The 20,101-nt window shown below is 71.6% G+C and carries 20 protein-coding genes; 17 read left to right on the top strand and 3 right to left on the bottom strand.

The window, feature by feature from the left end; translation table 11 throughout:
* Positions 1 to 26: 26 nt before the first annotated feature.
* The 7 genes from ald (at position 27) to ACY34J_RS21940 (ending at position 8,201) form a co-directional block, all read left to right on the top strand.
* Complete coding sequence (gene ald / locus ACY34J_RS21970) at positions 27 to 1,142, top strand: alanine dehydrogenase (protein WP_462728235.1); 1,116 nt, start codon at positions 27 to 29, stop codon at positions 1,140 to 1,142.
* Between the two features lie 401 nt (positions 1,143 to 1,543).
* On the top strand, positions 1,544 to 2,653 hold the full coding sequence (locus ACY34J_RS21965; RefSeq protein WP_462728227.1) for a ParA family protein: 1,110 nt from the start codon (positions 1,544 to 1,546) through the stop codon (positions 2,651 to 2,653).
* Positions 2,650 to 3,366, top strand: coding sequence for a hypothetical protein (locus tag ACY34J_RS21960; RefSeq protein ID WP_462728226.1), 717 nt, complete (start codon positions 2,650 to 2,652; stop codon positions 3,364 to 3,366). Before ACY34J_RS21965 ends, ACY34J_RS21960 begins: the two co-directional genes overlap by 4 nt.
* A gap of 471 nt (positions 3,367 to 3,837) precedes the next feature.
* Complete coding sequence (locus ACY34J_RS21955; protein WP_462728225.1) at positions 3,838 to 4,983, top strand: segregation and condensation protein A; 1,146 nt, start codon at positions 3,838 to 3,840, stop codon at positions 4,981 to 4,983.
* Between the two features lie 236 nt (positions 4,984 to 5,219).
* Positions 5,220 to 5,795 (top strand): SMC-Scp complex subunit ScpB, encoded by a 576-nt coding sequence (scpB, locus tag ACY34J_RS21950; protein ID WP_462728234.1) that lies wholly within the window; start codon positions 5,220 to 5,222, stop codon positions 5,793 to 5,795.
* Between the two features lie 11 nt (positions 5,796 to 5,806).
* A complete protein-coding gene (locus ACY34J_RS21945) occupies positions 5,807 to 6,892 on the top strand; it encodes a pseudouridine synthase (RefSeq protein WP_462728224.1) in 1,086 nt (361 codons plus the stop codon).
* 292 nt (positions 6,893 to 7,184) lie between these two features.
* On the top strand, positions 7,185 to 8,201 hold the full coding sequence (locus tag ACY34J_RS21940) for an ADP-ribosylglycohydrolase family protein (RefSeq protein ID WP_462728223.1): 1,017 nt from the start codon (positions 7,185 to 7,187) through the stop codon (positions 8,199 to 8,201).
* A 47-nt stretch (positions 8,202 to 8,248) separates the two neighbouring features.
* On the opposite strand, the gene ACY34J_RS21935 is transcribed toward ACY34J_RS21940, so the two are convergent.
* A complete protein-coding gene (locus tag ACY34J_RS21935) occupies positions 8,249 to 8,611 on the bottom strand; it encodes a DUF952 domain-containing protein (RefSeq protein WP_462728222.1) in 363 nt (120 codons plus the stop codon).
* Positions 8,612 to 8,770: 159 nt separating this feature from the next.
* Between ACY34J_RS21935 and aroH the strand changes: the two genes are divergently transcribed.
* From aroH to der, 5 genes are all read left to right on the top strand, one after another.
* Positions 8,771 to 9,133: a chorismate mutase gene (gene aroH / locus ACY34J_RS21930; protein WP_462728221.1), complete on the top strand. Its 363-nt coding sequence runs from the start codon at positions 8,771 to 8,773 to the stop codon at positions 9,131 to 9,133.
* Positions 9,130 to 10,215: a prephenate dehydrogenase gene (locus ACY34J_RS21925; RefSeq protein ID WP_462728220.1), complete on the top strand. Its 1,086-nt coding sequence runs from the start codon at positions 9,130 to 9,132 to the stop codon at positions 10,213 to 10,215. The genes aroH and ACY34J_RS21925 overlap by 4 nt, the downstream gene beginning before the upstream one ends.
* Positions 10,216 to 10,440: 225 nt before the next feature.
* On the top strand, positions 10,441 to 11,142 hold the full coding sequence (gene cmk / locus ACY34J_RS21920; protein ID WP_462728219.1) for a (d)CMP kinase: 702 nt from the start codon (positions 10,441 to 10,443) through the stop codon (positions 11,140 to 11,142).
* Positions 11,143 to 11,192: 50 nt separating this feature from the next.
* Positions 11,193 to 11,798, top strand: a complete 606-nt coding sequence (locus ACY34J_RS21915) for a lysophospholipid acyltransferase family protein (RefSeq protein WP_462728233.1) — start codon at positions 11,193 to 11,195, stop codon at positions 11,796 to 11,798.
* 87 nt (positions 11,799 to 11,885) lie between these two features.
* Positions 11,886 to 13,346, top strand: coding sequence for a ribosome biogenesis GTPase Der (der, locus tag ACY34J_RS21910; protein ID WP_462728218.1), 1,461 nt, complete (start codon positions 11,886 to 11,888; stop codon positions 13,344 to 13,346).
* Between the two features lie 58 nt (positions 13,347 to 13,404).
* Here der and ACY34J_RS21905 read toward each other — a convergent pair whose 3' ends face one another.
* Positions 13,405 to 13,815 carry a hypothetical protein gene (locus ACY34J_RS21905; RefSeq protein WP_462728217.1) on the bottom strand — a complete coding sequence of 137 codons (411 nt, stop codon included), beginning with the start codon at positions 13,813 to 13,815 and terminating at the stop codon, positions 13,405 to 13,407.
* Positions 13,816 to 13,940: 125 nt separating this feature from the next.
* Positions 13,941 to 14,765, bottom strand: a complete 825-nt coding sequence (locus ACY34J_RS21900) for a hypothetical protein (protein ID WP_462728216.1) — start codon at positions 14,763 to 14,765, stop codon at positions 13,941 to 13,943.
* Positions 14,766 to 15,290: 525 nt separating this feature from the next.
* Between ACY34J_RS21900 and ACY34J_RS21895 the strand changes: the two genes are divergently transcribed.
* The 5 genes from ACY34J_RS21895 to ACY34J_RS21875 all read left to right on the top strand — a co-directional run bounded on the left by ACY34J_RS21895 (position 15,291) and on the right by ACY34J_RS21875 (position 20,093).
* Positions 15,291 to 15,914: a LysM peptidoglycan-binding domain-containing protein gene (locus ACY34J_RS21895; protein WP_462728215.1), complete on the top strand. Its 624-nt coding sequence runs from the start codon at positions 15,291 to 15,293 to the stop codon at positions 15,912 to 15,914.
* A gap of 138 nt (positions 15,915 to 16,052) precedes the next feature.
* Positions 16,053 to 16,754 carry a transglycosylase family protein gene (locus ACY34J_RS21890; protein ID WP_462728214.1) on the top strand — a complete coding sequence of 234 codons (702 nt, stop codon included), beginning with the start codon at positions 16,053 to 16,055 and terminating at the stop codon, positions 16,752 to 16,754.
* A gap of 86 nt (positions 16,755 to 16,840) precedes the next feature.
* The gene (locus ACY34J_RS21885) at positions 16,841 to 17,377 is read left to right on the top strand and encodes a hypothetical protein (RefSeq protein WP_462728213.1); all 537 of its coding nucleotides are present in this window, start codon (positions 16,841 to 16,843) and stop codon (positions 17,375 to 17,377) included.
* A gap of 401 nt (positions 17,378 to 17,778) precedes the next feature.
* Complete coding sequence (locus ACY34J_RS21880) at positions 17,779 to 19,050, top strand: glycosyltransferase family 4 protein (protein ID WP_462728212.1); 1,272 nt, start codon at positions 17,779 to 17,781, stop codon at positions 19,048 to 19,050.
* Entirely contained in the window at positions 19,047 to 20,093 is a 1,047-nt protein-coding gene (locus ACY34J_RS21875; RefSeq protein ID WP_462728211.1) for a hypothetical protein, read from the top strand. Before ACY34J_RS21880 ends, ACY34J_RS21875 begins: the two co-directional genes overlap by 4 nt.
* Positions 20,094 to 20,101: the final 8 nt, after the last annotated feature.

The raw sequence follows: 20,101 nt of genomic DNA, 5'->3' as shown, positions 1-20,101 counted from the left end.
CCCCTGAATCAAGGACCGTGATCGACGTGAAGGTCGGCATCCCCCGCGAGGTCAAGAACAACGAGTTCCGCGTGGCCATCACGCCCGCCGGCGTGCACGAGCTGGTCCGCAACGGTCACCAGGTCTTCGTGGAGCAGGGCGCTGGACTCGGCTCCTCCATCACGGACGAGGAGTACACGTCAGCCGGCGCCGGCATCCTCGGCACCGCCGACGAGGTCTGGGGCATCGCCGATCTGGTGCTCAAGGTCAAGGAGCCGGTCGAGGAGGAGTACCACCGTCTCCGCAAGGACCAGACGCTCTTCACCTACCTGCACCTGGCCGCCTCCAAGGAGTGCACCGACGCGCTGCTGGAGTCCGGCACCACCGCCATCGCGTACGAGACCGTGGAGCTCGCCAACCGCGCGCTGCCGCTGCTCGCCCCGATGTCCGAGGTGGCGGGCCGCCTCGCCCCGCAGGTCGGTGCGTACCACCTGATGCGTCCGGCCGGCGGCCGTGGTGTGCTCCCCGCCGGTGTCCCGGGCGTCTCCCCGGCCAAGGCCGTCATCATCGGCGGCGGTGTCTCCGGCTGGAACGCCGCGCAGATCGCCATCGGCATGGGCTTCCGCGTCACGCTGCTCGACAAGGACATCAACAAGCTGCGTGAGGCCGACAAGATCTTCGGCGCCAAGGTCCAGACGATCGTCTCCAACGTCTTCGAGCTGGAGAAGGCCGTCCTCGACGCCGACCTGGTCGTCGGCGCGGTGCTGATCCCGGGTGCGAAGGCGCCGAAGCTGGTGAGCAACGAGCTCGTCTCGCGGATGAAGCCGGGAAGTGTCCTTGTCGACATTGCGATCGACCAGGGCGGCTGCTTCGAGGACTCGCATCCCACCACCCACGCCGAGCCGACCTTCCAGGTCCACAACTCGGTCTTCTACTGCGTCGCCAACATGCCGGGCGCGGTGCCGAACACCTCGACGTACGCCCTGACCAACGCCACGCTGCCGTACATCGTGGAGCTGGCCAACCGCGGCTGGCGGGAGGCGCTGCGCCGCGACGCCGCGCTGGCCAAGGGCCTCAACACCCATGACGGACAGGTGGTTTACCGTGAGGTCGCGGAGGCCCACGACCTGCCGCACGTCGAACTGAGCACGCTCCTCGGCTGATCTGCGGGTCATCAGCCCGGACGGCGTCAACCCACGTCGTCAACATCGCCAACACCGTGTGTCCGGCCGGACCTTGTGAAGCAGGGTCCGGCCGGACGCATGTCCGGACCGCTTCAGCGCTCCGTCAACTCGCCGCGAGCCGTAACTCTTTAGCCACCTCGCGCCGTTGTGAAACATCGGTGGCACGGTCCTAACGCCCTTGACAGCGGGGCGTTCGATGGCCGACACATCCTGCCGGGTCCGGCGGATTGTGTTGCTGTGAACCGTCGACACGCCATAGAGTCGCCAACCGTCGGCATGGTGTCACGCTGACCTATCGATAAAGTTTCCTGGTCACGCCCAAGGAGGTACGACGACTTGTGAATGAGTCGACATTTACTCCCGGGGGTGGTCAACCAGGAATGGCTGCGCGGGGCCAGGGTTCGTCGGGGCTCGAGACGGTCGGCTCCGTCGCGGTCCACACCTTCGCAACCCACCAGACAGCCCACCACAGCATGGACGGCCATCAAGTGAACGCCATGGCCGGGGACCCGGGCGGCACCGATCCCGCCCGGTTCGCCGACTACGACGACCTGCCCGAAGGGCACTTCTACGACCCCGACGCGGAGTACGAGCCCGACCCGGAATACGCGGCCACGCTCGCCCCGGACGCTGCCCGTCAGCGCCGGGAGCGCATCGGCCCAACTGGGCGCCCGCTGCCGTACTTTCCCATCCCGGGCCCGCTCACCGACCACGGCCCGGCGAAGATCATCGCGATGTGCAACCAGAAGGGCGGGGTCGGCAAGACCACCTCGACCATCAACCTGGGTGCGGCGCTGGCCGAATACGGCCGCCGGGTGCTGCTGGTCGACTTCGACCCGCAGGGCGCGCTGTCCGTGGGACTCGGGGTCAACCCGATGGAGCTGGACCTGACGGTCTACAACCTCCTCATGGAACGCGGCATGTCGGCCGACGAGGTGCTCCTCAAGACAGCCGTTCCCAACATGGACCTGCTGCCCAGCAATATCGATTTGTCAGCCGCTGAAGTGCAGTTGGTCAGCGAGGTCGCCCGTGAGTCGACGCTGCAGCGGGCGCTCAAGCCGCTGATCGCCGACTACGACTACATCGTGATCGACTGTCAGCCCTCGCTCGGTCTGCTGACCGTCAACGCGCTCACCGCGGCGCACAAGGTGATCGTGCCGCTCGAGTGCGAGTTCTTCGCCCTGCGCGGCGTCGCGCTGCTCACCGAGACGATCGAGAAGGTGCAGGAGCGGCTGAACCCCGACCTGGAGCTGGACGGCATCCTCGCCACGATGTACGACTCGCGTACGGTGCACAGCCGTGAGGTGCTCGCGCGGGTCGTCGAGGCGTTCGACGATCATGTCTACCACACGGTCATCGGCCGCACGGTCCGCTTCCCAGAGACCACGGTCGCGGGTGAGCCGATCACCACCTACGCCTCCAACTCCGTCGGCGCCGCCGCGTATCGCCAGCTCGCCAGGGAGGTGCTCGCCCGGTGCCACGCCGAGTGAGTCTTCCGGGAGCCGACGAACTGTTCCGCACCACCGGAGGGATGGCGCTGCAGGCGTCGTCTCCTGGGTCCACCCGACATCACGCCAACGGAGAGACACCGGCCGGATCCGCCGCGCCCGCACCGCGGGTGCCGGCCCCGGCCAGGGAGGCCGACCCCTCGGCGCAGCCGTCGCCCCCAGGGAAGGACGGCGGCACCGCCGGTTCCGGGGGGCGCGGCGACGACGGCGACACGGGCTCCGGCACCGGACCGGCCGCCGACACCGATTCCGACTCCGTCGAGCACAGCGGTCGCGAGAGCGGGGAGGCGACCCCCGCCGAGCTGCGCACCGCCGCACAGGCCCGGGCCAAGGGCCGCACCACGCGGGACGCCTCAGCCTCGTCCGGTTCCGTACCGGCCGCCGGCCGCCCGCAGTCGGGCGGCGCACCGGGCTCCGCCACCGCCGCGGCCCAGTCCGCGGCCGCGCCCCGCCGCCGTACCCGTGCGGCGAACCGCCGGCCCAGCGGCCGTGAGCGCCACGACGAGAAGATCACCGTCTATGTCTCCGCCGAGGAGCTCATGGACCTCGAACATGCGCGGCTGGTGCTGCGTGGCGAGCACGGGCTCGCAGTCGACCGCGGGCGGATCGTCCGCGAGGCGGTCGCGGTCGTGCTGGCGGACCTCGAGTCGCGCGGCGACGCGAGCATCCTGGTGCGGCGCCTGCGCGGGCGCTGACGCGGCCCAGGTCCCCCGGGCCCCGGGCGAGGCGAGATAGCCTGCGGTTCCGCGGCTGCGCCCTGGCCTCCGGCCGGGGAGCCCGCCCCCGGGCCGTACGCTCGGGACACCCCAGCACCCTGGACCGACCGTATGCCGACGAACGATCACCCCGCGCCGCGGGCCCGTACGCCCCGCCGGGCGCTCGGCCGCGGGCCTGGCACGGCTCCGCCCGCCGCGGGGGACGCTGCCGCGCCGGAGCAGCCTCCGGCCGCCGCCGAAGGTGACGTACGGCGTCCTGAGCCGGCTGCGGCACCCGTGGGCGCCCCTCGGGCCGCAGGGCCCGCGCCGACGACCGAACCGGCTCCGGCGGAGCCCGCCGAAGCGGACGGAGCGGCTGCTCGCGCGGTGGGCCACCAGCCGCGGTCGCGTACGGCACCGGCCGCCGGCGAGGAGCCCGGTGGGGCGGCGCGGGCAGGTGGTCGCGGGGCGATGCCTGAGCCAAGCGGGTCGGCGAGCGCCGACGCCGAGGCGGAGCCCGGTGCCCACACGTCGCTGCCGCGTGCCGCTCGGGCGTCGGCGGCGGAGCCGGCCGCCGACGGGGAGCCGGCGGCGGTCGCGGCTGTCGGTGGCGTGCGGGGCGAATCCGTACGGTCGGTGTCCGGGCCGCCGGTACCCCGCGACGGGCATCCGGCCGAGTCGGCCCTGGGGAGCGACGCCTCGCGCTCCGAAGCGGCCGACGGTGGGGCCGAGGCCCCGCGGGCCGGTGAGGCGGAAGCCGGCGAGGGGGCCGGGCCCGAGGAGGAGGGTTCCGGGAGGTTCACCGTGCGGTTGGCGAACTTCCAAGGGCCCTTCGATCTTCTGCTGCAGCTGATTTCGAAGCACAAGCTGGACGTCACCGAGGTGGCCCTCTCGAAGGTGACCGACGAGTTCATGGCGCACATCCGCGCCATGGGCCCCGACTGGGACCTCGACCAGACCACCGAGTTCCTGGTCGTCGCCGCCACCCTCCTCGATCTCAAGGCGGCCCGGCTGCTGCCCGCCGCCGAGGTCGAGGACGAGGCCGACCTCGCCCTGCTCGAGGCGCGCGACCTGCTGTTCGCACGCCTGCTCCAGTACCGCGCGTACAAGCAGATCGCCGATATCTTCAGCGAGCGGCTGCTGGCCGAGGCCCGCCGCCACCCCCGTACCGTCGGTCTGGAGCCGCACCACGCCGAGCTACTGCCCGAGGTCGTCATCAGCATCGGCCCCGACGGCTTCGCCAAGCTCGCCGTGAAGGCGATGCAGCCCAAGCCCAAGCCGCAGGTGTACGTCGACCACATCCACGCCCCGCTGGTCAGCGTCCGCGAGCAGGCGGAGGTGATGATCGCACGGCTCCGTGAGGCGGGCGAGGCGAGCTTCCAGGCGCTCACCGAGGACGCACCGGACACCCTCACCGTCGTCGCCCGGTTCCTCGCCCTGCTCGAGCTCTACCGGGAGCGCGCCGTCGCCCTCGAACAGCAGGATGCGCTCGGACTGCTGCTGGTCCGCTGGACCGGGGCTGCCGACGGGGCGCAGCCGGTCGTCACCGACGAGTTCGACCAGACGCCGGAGCAGCGGGCCGCAGAGGCCGGACGGAAGGAGAAGGAGAAGGCATGAGGGATGGTCCTCCAATGAGCGACGTGGACGCGACCAACGCGGCAGATGCGCCGCAGCAGGCCGAAGCGGCCCCCGGCCCCACCGAGCTCGCCCAGCCGTCCGAGCACGCCGGGGCTTCCGGGGCTCCCGGGGCTTCCGGGGCTTCCGGCGCTTCCGGCGCTTCCGGGGCTTCCGGGGCTTCCGGGGCCGACCCGTCGCCGCCGCCGGCGAGCGCCTCCTCCGTCGCCGAGCTCGACCTGAAGCCCGCCTTGGAGGCGGTCCTCATGGTGGTCGACGAGCCCGCCACCGAGGAGCACCTCGCCAAGGTGCTGCAGCGCCCGCGCCGCGCTGTCGCCGCCGCGCTGCGTGAGCTGTCCGACGAGTACACCGCCCAGGGCCGCGGGTTCGATCTGCGCCTGGTCGCCGGCGGCTGGCGGTTCTACACCCGGCCCGAATACGCGGACGCCGTCGAAGGCTTCGTACTGGACGGCCAGCAGTCCCGGCTCACCCAGGCCGCGCTGGAGACGCTGGCCGTGGTCGCGTACCGCCAGCCGGTCAGCCGCTCACGGGTCTCGGCCGTACGCGGCGTGAACTGCGACGGCGTCATGCGGACTCTTCTGCAGCGCGGGCTGGTCGAGGAGGCGGGCACGGAACCCGAAACAGGTGCGATCCTGTACAGGACGACGAACTACTTCCTGGAGCGAATGGGCCTGCGCGGCCTGGACGAGCTCCCCGAGCTCGCGCCCTTCCTCCCGGAGGCGGACGCGGTCGAAGGCGAGAGCCAGGAGGGCATGCCGTCGTTCGACGTAGACGACAGCGGCGACGACTCTTAGACGGATCATTGATGCGAAGCAGCGGCAGGAACAGTAACCGGAACTACGGGGGCGGGGGCACGAGTGGCTCTCGTGGCCGGTCAGGTGCGGGTGGGCGCGGCAAGCAGCGCGCGGGTCGCCCCCGTCCCGAGGAGCGCCGCTACGACGTGGGGGGCAAGCCCTCCGGTGGGCCCTCCGCGGGCGGCAAGGGTGGTAAGGGTGCCCCGGGCAGGGGCGGCCACGGCAAGGGTGGGCCCGCCCCGAAGGCCGGCGGCCAGGGCCGCGGCCGGGGCTCGGCCCCCGCGCGTCCCCGCGAGTACGAGGCGCAGATCGAGGAGCGCAACCGGGCCCGCCACAGCAAGCCCCCGGTCAAGCTGCCCAAGACCTTCGGCGAGCCCGAGGGCGAGCGGCTGCAGAAGGTGCTCGCCCGCGCGGGCATGGGCTCCCGCCGCGCCTGCGAGGAGCTGATCGAGCGGCGCCGCGTCGAAGTCAACGGCAAGATCGTCACGGAGCAGGGCCTGCGCGTCGACCCGGAGAAGGATGAAATCAAGGTGGACGGCCTGACGGTCGCCACCCAGTCGTACCTGTTCTTCGCGCTGAACAAGCCTGCCGGTGTCGTCTCCACCATGGAGGACCCGGAGGGGCGCCAGTGCCTCGGCGACTATGTGACGAACCGCGAGACGCGGCTGTTCCACGTCGGCCGCCTCGACACCGAGACCGAGGGGATCATCCTGCTCACCAATCACGGTGAGCTGGCCCACCGGCTGACCCACCCGCGCTATGGCGTGCCGAAGACCTACCTCGCCGCGATCCAGGGGCCGATCCCGCGCGATCTCGGCAAGAAGCTGAAGAACGGCATCCAGCTGGAAGACGGCTATGCCCGCGCGGACCACTTCAAGGTCGTCGAGAACACCGGGAAGAACTACCTGGTCGAGGTGAGCCTGCACGAGGGGCGCAAGCACATCGTGCGGCGGATGCTCGCCGCGGCGGGCTTCCCGGTCGACAAGCTGGTCCGCACCAGCTTCGGCCCGATCGCGCTCGGCGACCAGAAGTCGGGCTGGCTGCGCCGGCTGACGAACACGGAGGTCGGCATGCTGATGCGCGAGGTCGAACTCTAGTGCCGCGTCAGCCAGGGTTTGCCCGGTAGAAGCGAGGTGACCTGGTGCGGTCAGCTGCAAGGCGCCGGATCGGCCTCGTAGTGGGCCTACTCGGTCGATCGGGCAACGCAGCAGATGGCCGCGCCAGGGCGGCGAGCGGGGCAAACCCTGGCTGAAGCGGCACTAGGCGCCCCTCGTTGCCTGTTGTTTCCCCTGCCCCGCCCTTCTCGGGGGTTGAGCGGGGTGGGGGAGCAGCCCGCGGCAGGCGGGGGGCACTGGCCCGTGGGGCGTCCGTGGCGTGAGGATGGCTCGCATGAGGCAGGCTGCGACCGGCGCCCTCATCGGGCTCGCGCTCGGTGACGCTCTCGGCTTCCCGACCGAGTTCAACGATGTGCCCTCGATCCTCGCCGAAACCGGGCCGTGGCGGCACATGGAGCTGCCCACCCCCGCGTACGTCTCCGACGACACGCAGCTGACGCTCGCCCTCGGCCGCGGCCTGCGCACCGCGATGGACCGCGGCTACCTCGCAGCCCTGCGGCTCGCACGGCCCGTACGCGAGGAGTTCGTCGACTGGTTCCACTCGCCCGAGAACAACCGGGCCCCCGGCCGCACCTGCCTCGCCGCCTGCCGCCTCCTCGACGAGGAGGACCGGCCCTGGCAGAAGGCGAGCCAGATCGGGTCCAAGGGCTGCGGGGCCAATATGCGAGTCGCGCCGATCGGCCTCGCCCCCGGACTCTCCGACAGGCAGCGCGCGGGCGCTGCCCAGCTGCAGGCGGCGCTCACCCACGGCCACCCCACCGCTCTGGCCGCCAGCGACCTCACCGCCCACGCGGTGTACGTCCTCGCCCAGGGCGCCCAGCCCGCCGAGCTCGTCGGGCTGCTGCGGGACTATGCGCACGAGAACCGCAGCCGCTACCACGAGCGCTGGCTCGGCGATCTGTGGCAGCGCGCAGTCGACCACCATCCCCTCGACTTCATCGAGCGCGGCTGGGACGACTGTCTGCAGGCCCTCGACCGGCTCCAAGACGCCCTGCGAGAGCCCGACCCGGAGGCCGACCCCTGCCAGGCCACGGGCGCGGGCTGGGTCGCGGAGGAGGCGATGGCCACCGGGCTGCTGTGCTTCCTGCTGTTCCCCGACGAGCCGATCACGCCGCTGCGCCGGGCCGCCTGCTCCTCCGGTGACTCCGACTCCGTCGCCACGCTGGCGGGCGCGTTCGCGGGCGCCCACCACGGAGCGGACGCCTGGCCGCGCGACTGGGCCGGGCGCGTCGAGCACCGGGATGAGCTGCTGGAGCTGGGAGCGCTGTGGGACGGCGTCCCCGCCTGGTGACCGACCGCCTCGGCACCCCCCCGATCCGCGGCAGGACTGCGTGTGTATCAGGACCAGGCGGCCAGGCGCAGGGCACGGCCTTGCTCGTCCCGTTCGACCTCCAGCATGCCGACCACTGCCGTCCGGTTGACATGCCCGTACACGTGCGGGAACAGGGCGCCCGGCGCGGTACCCGGCAGCGGCGCGGGATGGGCCGGCTCCCAGCGGACCGCGGAGTCCAGCAACTGCTCATCGATCAGCAGCACCATCAGCGGGCCGACCGCCCGGCGGTAGAACGCGTCGGCCACGGCGAGCGCGGTGGCCTCGTCGGGGGCGCAGTGGACGAAACTGTCGTCGGCGAGCGAGCCAGGCGCGTACGGGCGCTCCGGTACGGCCAGCCAGTCGTCCAGCGGCACCACATGGAAGATCATGCGCATCGTTCTACCCCACCCCCCGCACCGCCCGCCCGCCGCCGCGGCCGGCCGTCTCGCAGGGCGGTCACGACGGCTGTTGCCCCGGATGCCTGGCTACCCTGGACGGCGCGCAGAGCCGAAACAGGGGGAGTACGCCCACCGAGAGGGAGCACAATCGTGGCGGTACGAGCGGTCCGTGGAGCCGTGCAGCTGCAGCGGGACGAGGCCGAACACATGGACGAGCAGGTCAGCCGGCTGCTCACCGCCGTTCTGGAGCGCAACGGGCTGACGGCCGACGACTTGATCAGCGTCTGGTTCACCGCGACTCCCGATCTGCACAGCGACTTCCCGGCGGCCGCCGCCCGCAAGCTCGGTATCGTGGACGTGCCGCTGATCTGTGCACAGGAGCTGGACATCAAGGGCGCCATGCCTCGCGTGGTCCGCATCCTGGCGCACGTCGAGACCGACCTGCCCAAGTCCCGGATCGCCCACGTCTACCTGGGTGCCGCAGCCGCCCTCCGCAAGGACATCGCTCAGTGAGAACCGCCGTCGTCATCGGTACCGGTCTGATCGGCACCTCTGCCGCACTGGCCTTGGCCGGACGCGGGGTCCGGGTCCACCTCGTGGACCACGACCCGGCCCAGGCCCGCACCGCGGCGGCGCTCGGCGCCGGCACCGACGAGGAGCCGGAGGGCCCGGTCGACCTGGCCATCGTCGCCGTGCCGCCCGCGCACGTCGCCACCACGGTCGCCGACGCGCAGCGCCGCGGTATCGCCCGCGGCTACATCGACGTCGCCAGCGTCAAGGGCGGGCCGCGGCGCGAGCTGGAGGAACTGGGTGGCGATCTGCGGCAGTACCTGGGCACGCACCCGATGGCCGGGCGGGAGCGCTCCGGGCCGCTCGCCGCCACCGCCGACCTCTTCGAGGGGCGGCCCTGGGTGCTGACGCCGACCGCCGACACCGACACCGAGGTGCTCAACCTGACGCTGGAGCTCGTCGCCCTGTGCCGGGCCATCCCGGTGGTGATGGACGCTGAAGCCCACGACCGTGCCGTCGCCCTGGTCTCCCACACCCCGCAGTTGCTGTCGAGCATGGTCGCGGCCCGGCTGGAGGGGGCCGATGAGGCGGCCGTACGGCTGTGCGGGCAGGGCATCCGGGATGTGACCCGGATCGCGGCCTCCGACCCGGCCATGTGGATCGACATCCTGTCCGCCAATCCCGGGCCGGTCGCCGACATACTCGCCGCGGTCGCCGCCGACCTGGACGAGACGGTGCGGGCCCTGCGCTCCCTGCAGTCCGCCGACGACGACAAGCGGCGGGACGGCGCGACGAGCATCGAGGACGTGCTGCGGCGCGGCAACAGCGGGCGCGAACGGGTGCCGGGCAAGCATGGCGCCGCTCCGGCCACGTACGAGGTCGTCACGGCGCTCATCGGCGACCAGCCGGGCGAGCTGGCCCGGCTCTTCGCGGACGCCGGACAGGCCGGGATCAACATCGAGGACGTACGGATCGAGCACGCGACCGCCCAGCAGGCGGGTCTGGTGCAGATCATGGTCGAACCGACGGCGGCCCCCGCGCTCACCGCCGCCCTCCGCGAGAGGGGCTGGTCGATCCGGCAGTAACCCGCGCCCGACGGACGGAGTCCGGCAGTGCACGCGGCCAGTCCATCCGGCAGGGGGACCGGGGTGCGGAGTCGGGACGGCCGTCACAGGGTGGGCCCGGCAGACAGTAACCTTGTCCGAAGGCTTATTGCTCTCCCAGCCCATGCTGGGTGGGTGTCCCCCCGCCGCAGGCCGGGGGAGAGGCCCCCGCCGACCCGCCCGTGTACACGAAAGGTGTTCGTCACCGTGGAAACCGCCGCCCGGACCGCACCGGCAACAGTGATTGTCGCCATCGACGGCCCCTCCGGCACGGGCAAATCCAGCACGTCGAAGGCCGTGGCCGCCAAGCTTGGCCTCAGCTACCTGGACACCGGCGCCCAGTACCGCGCGATCACCTGGTGGATGCTGAACAACGGCGTCGACGTCAACGACGCCACCGCTGTCGCCACCGCGGCCGCCAAGCCGGTGATCGTCTCCGGCACGGACCCGTCCGCGCCCACCATCACCGTTGACGGTGTGGACGTCTCCGGCCCGATCCGGTCCAAGGAAGTCACCTCCGCGGTGAGCGTGGTCAGCGCCGTCCCGGAGGTACGGGCCCTGGTGACCGAGCTGCAGCGCACCACCGCCCTGACCGCCGAGCGCGGCATCGTCGTCGAGGGCCGCGACATCGGCACCACCGTCCTCCCCGACGCCGACCTGAAGATCTTCCTCACCGCCTCGCCGGAGGTCCGTGCCGCCCGGCGCAGCGGTGAGCTCAAGGGCAAGGACGTCGCCGACCTGGCCGCCACTCAGGCGGCGCTTGCCAAGCGCGACGCCGCCGACTCCAGCCGTAAGACCTCGCCGCTGGCCAAGGCCGACAACGCGGTCGAGGTTGACACCACCGAGCTCACCCTCGAGCAGGTCATCGAGTGCGTGGTGACGCTCATCGAGGAGAAGCGGGCTCAGTGAGCGCTTCCGACACCGTGCCCAGCGTGGCGGGAGCCGCGGTGGGACGCCGGATGGGCATCTCGGTGATGCACGGACTGTGGCGGCCGCGGGTGCTCGGCGCCTGGCGGGTCCCCGCCTCGGGGCCCGTCATCCTCGCCGTCAACCACTCCCACAACATCGACGGCCCGATGCTGATGGGAACCGCACCCCGTCCGGTGCACTTCCTGATCAAGAAGGAGGCGTTCGTCGGCCCGCTCGGCCCGTTCCTGCACCGGATCGGCCAGCTGAAGGTGGACCGTACGAGCGCCGACCGCACCGCGATCAACGGGGCGCTGGCCGTACTGGAGCGCGGCGGTGTGCTGGGCATCTTCCCGGAGGGCACCCGCGGCGACGGCGACTTCGCCTCGCTGCGGGCCGGGCTCGCCTACTTCGCGGTGCGCTCCGGCGCGCCGATCATGCCGGTCGCGGTGCTCGGCAGCAATGAGCGGCGCGGCCGCGCGATACCCGCGCTGCCGCCGCTGCGCAGCCGGATCGATGTGGTGTTCGGGGATCCCTTCGCCGCCGGCGACGGCAGCGGCACGAGGACCCGTAAGGCCCTGGACGAGGCCACGGTGCGGATCCAGGAGCGGCTGACCGCCCATCTGGAAAACGCGAAGCGTTCCACCGGGCGCTGCTAGATGACACTTGAGTGGTGAGCCGTAAGGGCTGCCACGCGGCGACGGCCGCAACTTGGCACTGCTGCAAAGAACGAGGACGAAGACTTCATGAACGACGAGATCCACATCGGCGACGAGCACGGTGAGCTTGGCGACGCCGAGTACGCGGAGTTCATGGAGCTCGCCGCGCAGGAGGGCTTCGACCTCGAGGAGGTCGAGGGCGACCTCGCCGCCGCCGGGCACGGCCCGCTGCCGGTCCTCGCCGTCATCGGCCGTCCGAATGTCGGTAAGTCGACCCTGGTGAACCGGATCATCGGCCGCCGTGAGGCGGTGGTCGAGGACCGGCCGGGCGTCACCCGCGACCGCGTGACGTACGAGGCGGAGTGGGCCGGCCGCCGCTTCAAGGTCGTCGACACCGGCGGCTGGGAGCAGGACGTGCTCGGCATCGACGCGGCTGTCGCCGCCCAGGCCGAGTTCGCCATCGAGGCCGCCGACGCGGTCGTGTTCGTCGTGGACGCCACGGTCGGCGCCACCGACACCGACGAAGCCGTCGTCAAGCTGCTGCGCCGGGCGGGCAAGCCCGTCATCCTGTGTGCCAACAAGGTCGACGGCCCCTCCGGTGAGGCCGACGCCGCCATGCTGTGGTCCCTGGGCCTGGGTGAGCCGTTCCCGGTCTCCGCGCTGCACGGCCGCGGCACCGGCGACATGCTCGACGAGGTGCTCAAGGCGATGCCGGACGCGCCCGCCCAGACCTTCGGCCCCGGGGTCGGCGGGCCGCGCCGCGTCGCCCTCATCGGCCGCCCGAACGTCGGCAAGTCCTCGCTGCTGAACAAGGTGGCGCGCGAGGAGCGGGTGGTCGTCAACGAGATCGCCGGCACCACCCGCGACCCCGTCGACGAGCTCATCGAACTCGGCGGAAAGACCTGGAAGTTCGTCGACACGGCCGGCATCCGGCGCCGCGTCCACCTCCAGGAGGGGGCGGACTACTACGCCTCGCTGCGTACGGCCGCTGCCGTGGAGAAGGCCGAGGTCGCGGTGGTCCTCATCGACGCCGGCGAGACGATCAGCGTCCAGGACACCCGCATCATCTCCATGGCCGTCGAGGCCGGGCGCGCGCTGGTCATCGCCTACAACAAGTGGGACACCATCGACGAGGAGCGCCGCTACTACCTCGAGCGCGAGATCGAGCAGGACCTGGTGCAGGTCACGTGGGCGCCGCGGGTGAATATCTCGGCGCGTACGGGCCGCCACATGGAGAAGCTGGTCCCGGCGATCGAGACGGCCCTGGCCGGGTGGGAGACCCGGGTGCCGACCGGCCGGCTCAACGCCTTCCTCGGCGAGCTCGTCGCCGCCCATCCGCACCCGATCCGCGGCGGCAAGCAGCCCCGCATCCTCTTCGGGACGCAGGCCGGGACGCGGCCGCCGCGATTCGTGCTCTTCGCTTCCGGCTTCCTGGAGGCCGGCTACCGCCGCTTCATCGAGCGGCGGCTGCGTGAGGAGTTCGGCTTCGAGGGCACGCCGATCCATATGTCGGTCCGGGTGCGCGAGAAGCGCGGCCGCAAGAAGTAGTACCGGGCGGCCGGGGGAGAAGCGGTAGGCGAGACGGGCAGGGGCCCGGGCTGTCGAACTACAGCCTGGGCCCTCGGTTGTCGCGCGGTCCGGGCGGTAGCGCCGCGGGAAGGCGGACCCTGCTCCAGCCGTTTCCCCCCGTCGCCACCGGAGGTGCACTCACAGGCGCCACCTGCTGCCGGCCGGCGGCGTCCCAGGAGGCGACGCGCTCCCACTCCCCGATGCGGTCCCATGAGCCGTGGTGCTCGCGGATGCCGAACGGCTCGAACCCCAGGTCCTCCTCACCCGAGCGGTCGCCGGGCAGGGCCCGGAACCTGCTGCGGTACTCGGCATACAGCGCGTCGTAGATCGGCGTGGCCGACTGGTGGGACGACGACATTTCCTGCGAAGGACGCATACCGGGGATGGGGCTCTGGTACGGCGACCGTACCGCGGGGTCGTATGTGTGCACGTATCTGCCAACGACCATGCGGCCCATGGGATGCGGGCGCGGGGCGAAAATGCCTGTTCGGCGCGTGTGTGGCCGAGTGTGGTCGATGGCGGGGCGAAGGACGGGCCCCGCCCCCTCGCCCCGGCCGTCGGCGGCGGTCATGGTCATGTGCCCGCCAGGGGCATCACCGCGGCGACGAGCCTGCCGTTCGCGGCGGCCTTGTCCAAGGCATCGCGCAGCAGGTCCTCACGTGGCTGGTGGCCGATCGACCCGGCCGGGGCGGCCAAGAGAAGGACCTTGGAGGACCTGTTGGCGGCCGCCCGCCAGCCCTCGGTCACGGTCATCGGCTGGTGTGCCTGCCACCACGCGATGGTGGAGCCGCCCTGGCCCGGCTGAAGCACGGCGTGCAGCTTGCCCATGGCCAGCAGCACGGACCAGCCGTACAGCTGCCCGGGCAGCCCACTGAGGTGCGTCACCGGCTGAAAGCCCTGCTCGATCAGCAACGGCAGGAACTCGTCGCTGATGCCGTCGGTCCCTGGGCGGGCGATCGGGCCGGTGGGCTCGGCGACGAGCGCGGGGTGGAGTTCGCCGTCGATCAGGACGAGGCCGCTGGTGACGCCGATCACTGCCTGTCGGGGGCTCGCCTGAAGGTCCGCGGGCACGGGGATCGGGGGAGCGAGAGGCGCGGAGGCGGAGGTCCCCATGGCGCCGCCCTCGCCGGTGATGCTGCGTACAGCGCCCTGCAGTTGCTCTTCCGAGACGGGGACGACCTGCGAGGGGATGCAGGTGGCGTGAGCGAAGGCCAGCACCGCCGTCTCCTCGCCGACGAACAGCACGGTGCTGGTGCGCTCCTGCTCGGCGTCGCCGGGGGTACGGCAGGAGGTGCAGTCGTAGCTGCCCGGGGCGTTCTCACCGGCGATCAGGCGGTCGGCTTCTTCATCGCCGATCTCGGCGCGTACGTCATTGCTGACGTCGAGCATGCGCGGCACTGGGTGCTCCTCGGTCTGGGGGTGGTCGCCGGACGTCCCGGCCTCATACGAGGCACAACGGGCGATCTGTGGCAGGAGTCACGCACAGTTCGTACGGCACAGATCGCTCCAATGCGGAGGGTCACGATTGTGGCCGGAATGCCTCACTCCATGTCAATGTCCAAGCACCGAAAGAAGCTTGCGACGGTGAGGTGAGACACAGACGGGCGGATCGCCTGGTCGACAAAATGCGACATCTCTGGATTCAGGGCTGGCTCAAAAATCGTTGATACCCGAGGTAACGGGCAACTGGCCTGGAAAGACGAGGAGTTGGTTGAAGTCAGGGCGAGCGGCTCCCTAGATTCTCCGGCCGTGTGCACCGAGCACCGCCCGGGAACACCCGCCGACCGCACCACACATGACGCACCGCCACGCTGCGCCACGCAGCGCCCCCTCGGCGGGTGGGGCCGGGTGGACCGCCAGCGCCCGACGCGCCGGCCGTCCGCCCCGGTCCGGGGGACCCCGGGTTCGTGGAGAGGGAATGGATTGTCCATACGTCGTCGTGAGACAGCGGCGCTCGCCGGGGCCGCCCTGATCGTCCCGCTGACCCTGCTCGCCGCCGCCGGCCCGGCCGACGCCGCGGACAGCAGCGTGTGGGACCGCATCGCACAGTGCGAGAGCGGTGGCAACTGGCACATCAACACGGGCAACGGCTACTACGGCGGACTGCAGTTCGCCGCCCACACCTGGCAGGCGTACGGCGGCTCCGCCTACGCGCCGACCGCCGACCAGGCCAGCCGGTCCGAGCAGATCGCGGTGGCAGGCAAGGTTCAGGCCGCTCAGGGCTGGGGTGCCTGGCCCGTGTGCGCGCCCCGAGCCGGAGCGTACGGCAGCGCTCCCGCGGCGCCGGCCCCGGCAGCCCGGACCACCGCGTCCGCACCGAAGGCGTCTGCCCAAGCGTCCGGGCAGGCCCGTCACGGCGCTGTCCGCGCCGAGGAGCACACCGACCGCGGCCAGGGCCGCGCCAACTACAGCGTCAGCAGCGGCGACACCCTGAGCACCATCGCCGCGGCCCACAACACCACCTGGAAGAAGATCTACGCGGCCAACAAGGCCGTGATCGGGAGCGACCCCGATCTGATCCTGCCTGGCCAGCGGCTCGCGGTCTGACCGCGGCCCAGGCCGGGTCTGAGTGATCCGAAGAGCCCCACCCGATCGTTTGGTCCTTTCGTCCGACCGGGTGGGGCTCGACCGTATACAGGGCGCGGCACCGCGGATCGCGGAAGCGGGGCTGCCTAGCGTGTGGCGATGTCGTACAACCGTGTTACCAGGCCGATTGCCTCCGTCGTCGCGCTGCTGGCTCTGGCGCCCGGGGTTGCGAACGCCGAGTTCCCCGGGTCTGGCAACGACGCGCCCGACAAGGCCAAGAGCCAGTCCGTCCAGGCCCGGCTCGGCAAGGCCCGGCTCGGCAAGGCCCGGCCCGACAAGGCCCGGACCGGCAAGGCCCGGTTAGGCAAGGCCCGGCCCGGCAAGGCCCGCTCCGGCAAAGCCCGGTCCGGCAAGGCCTCTTCCGCCAGGCCTGCGGCCCGCACGCACAAGTGCGCCGACGGCCAGAGCCCCTGGGACTGCCTCGCCACCTGCGAGAGCAGCGGCCGCTGGCACATCAACACGGGCAACGGCTACTACGGCGGGCTGCAGTTCTGGCAGACGACCTGGCAGGAGCACGGCGGCCTCCGGTACGCCAAGCGCGCGGACCTCGCAACCCGCGAGGAGCAGATCAAAATCGCCGAGGCCGTCCTCCGCAACCAGGGCTGGGATGCCTGGCCCGTCTGCTCCAAGCGCTACGGCCTGGGCGACCGTACGCACCTCGTACGCCCTGGTGAGACACTGAACTCGATCGCTGAGCGCCACAACGTGCCGGGCGGCTGGCGGGCGCTGCACCGGGCCAACGGCGGGCGGATCATGGATCCGAACCACCTCAGCGTGGGTACCCGGCTCCGGCTGCCGTAGCCGTCCCATGTTGCGACCGGGAGTACAAAGTACGATTCTGAACGAACTGCCCCATATTGTCTGACCGAATCTGGTGGTGAGCCCGGATGGCGCTGTGCGTACACACGCGGGCGGCGGCATGGGCGGCAGCTGGAGTCCTGTTCCTCACCGGCGGAGCGACGGCCTGCGGGGGCGGCTACGGGGGCAAGGGCCGTCCGTCCCCCACGGCGCCGACCGCGACCGGCACCCCGCGGCCGACGGCCACGCAGAAGGGCGGCCGGCCCGCCGACCCCAAGGCGGCCGAGCAGCAGATCAGGAAGAACTGGGAGAAGTTCTTCGACTTCGCCGTGCCGGTCGACCAGAAGGTGAACCTCGTCGAGAACGGCGAGTTGCTGAAGCCGGCGCTGAAGGCGATCAGCAGTGACGCGCGCACCCGGGATGTGAAGGGGAAGGTCAAGGAGGTCACCTTCACCTCCGCCACCCGGGCCAGGGTCAGCTACGACCTCACCTTCAAGGGCGCGACCGTCCTGCCGGACGCATCCGGTGTCTCCGTGCTGCAGGACGGTGTGTGGAAGGTGTCGGCCAAGAGCCTGTGTGCCCTGGTGCCGAAGAACGGCGAGGGCCCCGGCATTCCGGGCTGCTGAGCGTCTGAGCGGCACTGGCCGCGCCGCCGCCCGGCCGTCCGGCCGTCAGGCCGTCCGGGGGCGAGCGATTCACGCGGTGAAGCGCGCGGAGACCCTCCGGTGAGGGTGGATAGGCGGTCTCTGCCTGTCGCTCGTTGGAGGGACGGTGCGTGGGGTGGCGCCGATGGCCATGCCGTTCGAAGTGGTGAGATGTCAGAAAACCAACCGCACGGTTCACCTGCTGCCGCGCAAACCGTGATGAGCGCCTGGTCGAAAAAGTTCCCGACCTTGGCTACCGATGTCGTATCTCTTCTGGAACAAGACGGTGATGAAGCCCAACCTCCAGCCGACATCCTTGGTCTGACGTATCGGTAGGCGGACGAGACGGACTGTCCGCGCGGAACGGTGGGATACGGGGACGGATGCGCATCTCATTCCTGATTCACAACGCGTACGGCATCGGCGGGACGATCCGTACGACCTACAACCTCGCCCGTGCTCTGGCCGAACAGCACGAGGTTGAGATCGTCTCGGTGTTCCGCCACCGCGACCAGCCTGTCTTTGACACCGGTCCCAAGGTGCGGCTGAGCCATCTCGTCGACATCCGTGAGGACAGCCCGACCTACGACGGCGACCGTCCCGAATACCGCCGCCCCGCCCGGGTCTTCCCGAAAGCGGAGGGCCGCTACCAGCAGTACAACGAGCTGACGGACCATCGCATCGCCCGGCATCTGCGCGCGGTTGACGCCGACGTCCTCGTCGGCACCCGCCCCGGCCTCAATGTGCACCTCGCCCGTCACGCCCGGCGCGGCCCGGTGCGCGTGGGACAGGAGCACCTCACGCTCGACAGCCACTCGCCCGCCCTGCGCCGGGAGTTGCGCGGCCTCTACCCCCGTCTGGACGCGGTCACCACCGTCACCGAAGCCGACGCCTCGGCCTACCGCCGCACACTGCGGCTGCCCGGCGTGCGGGTCGAAGCCCTGCCCAACAGCGTGCCAGCCCCCGCTATCGACCCCGCCGACGGCACCGGCAAATGGGTGGTCGCGGCCGGCCGGCTCGCCCGCGTCAAGCGCTACGACCTACTCATCCGGGCGTTCGCACAGGTCGTCGACGCCCGTCCCGACTGGCGGCTGCGGATCTACGGCAGCGGCGCCGAGAAGGCCAAGCTACGCGCCCTCGTCGACGAACTGGGCCTGTACAACCACGTGTTATTGATGGGACCCGCCAACCCCATCGAACCGGAGTGGGCCAAGGGATCCATCGCCGCGGTCACTTCGAGCCTCGAGTCCTTCGGCATGACCATCGTCGAGGCGATGCGCTGCGGCCTGCCGGTGGTCTCGACCGACTGCCCGCACGGCCCCGGCGAGATCATCGACGATGGTGTCGACGGTCTGCTGGTGCCACCCGGCGACATCGACGCCATCGCCGCGGCGCTGCTGAAGCTGATTGACGACGATGCACTGCGCCAGCGGATGGGAGAGGCCGCCGTACGCAAGTCCGCCCGCTTCGACCCCTCCCATGTCGCCGGGCGCTACGAGTCGCTGTTCGCCGATCTGGTGGCCAAGGGCGGCCGCGGCACCGCCCGCGCCCGGCTGCGCGGCTCGCTGCACCGCACCCGGGGGGCGCTCCTCGGCGGGGCATACGCCCTCCGGGACGCGGGGCGCGCGGCCCTGGGGAAGGAGCGCGCGGCATGACGACCTTCCCCGAACCGCCCTTCCTCCACGCGCCCGACGACGGCCGCTCCGCGCCGGCTCAGCCACCGACCAGACCAGCCAAGGAGTCCCCTGCCGTGTCCGTCCCTCCCCTGGCCGGCGGCATCGGGAACGCCAGCGCCGACTGCATCGCGGACTCCGCGGGAGGCCTCACCTTCGACATCGCCGAGTGCGCCACCTCGTCCGGCCCCGGCGACAGCTGGGGCGCCGCGCTGGTCCTGCGCCGGCGCGGCGGGGAGAGCGCCGCCGACGAGGTGCGGCTGCCCCTCGTCCACGCCGGTCACGGGCATGTGAGGGCGGCGCTGCCGAGCTCGGTACCGCTGCCCGAGGGCCGCTGGGACGCCTACGCGGTCCTCGGCGACGGCGAGCCGGTACGGCTCCGGCCGGGGCTGCTCGACCTGCGCTCGCTGGTCGACCGCCGCCCGGACCCCAGCCGCTCCGCGGTGGCCGTCCGCATTCCGTACGGGACCGTGCACGGCAATCTGACGGTCCGCAGCTGGCTGCGCGGCCCGCATGCCGAGGCGGGCGAGATCCGGGTGAGCGACGGCGCGATGACCGTCCGGGTGCGGCTGTACGGGGCGAAGCCGGGCGCCGGCGCGGTGGCCGAGGCCCGCTGCCACCGGGGGCACCTCCCAGCGGTAGTCCCCCTGGGCCCAGCGGCCCGGGTGGGGGTACCCCCAGCGGTAGCTGGGGGAGTGCCCCCAGGGGAAGTGCCCCCAGGGGGACCGGCGCTGGTCTGCACGGTGCCCGCGTCCGCCGAGGGGCCGGATCTCACCTTCACGCTGCCGTACAAGGAGCCCGCCGAGGCGTGGGAGGGCGGCGAGCAGATGTGGGACCTGTGGCTGCTCCCGGCCGCCGGCGCCGAGCCGGTGCGGATCGCCCGCATCCTGGACGATGTGCCGGACAAGAAGAACATCTTCAGCTATCCGGCGCTGCCGCTGGCCGCCCCGCACGGACCGGCGCAGGCGGGCCCGTACTACACCAGGAACAACGACCTGTCCCTCCGGATCGAACCCGCCGACTGAGTCCGGCG

The sequence above is a fragment of the Streptomyces sp. HSS9-12 genome (assembly GCF_054963655.1).
This window is presented reverse-complemented; position numbering and strand designations above follow the sequence as displayed.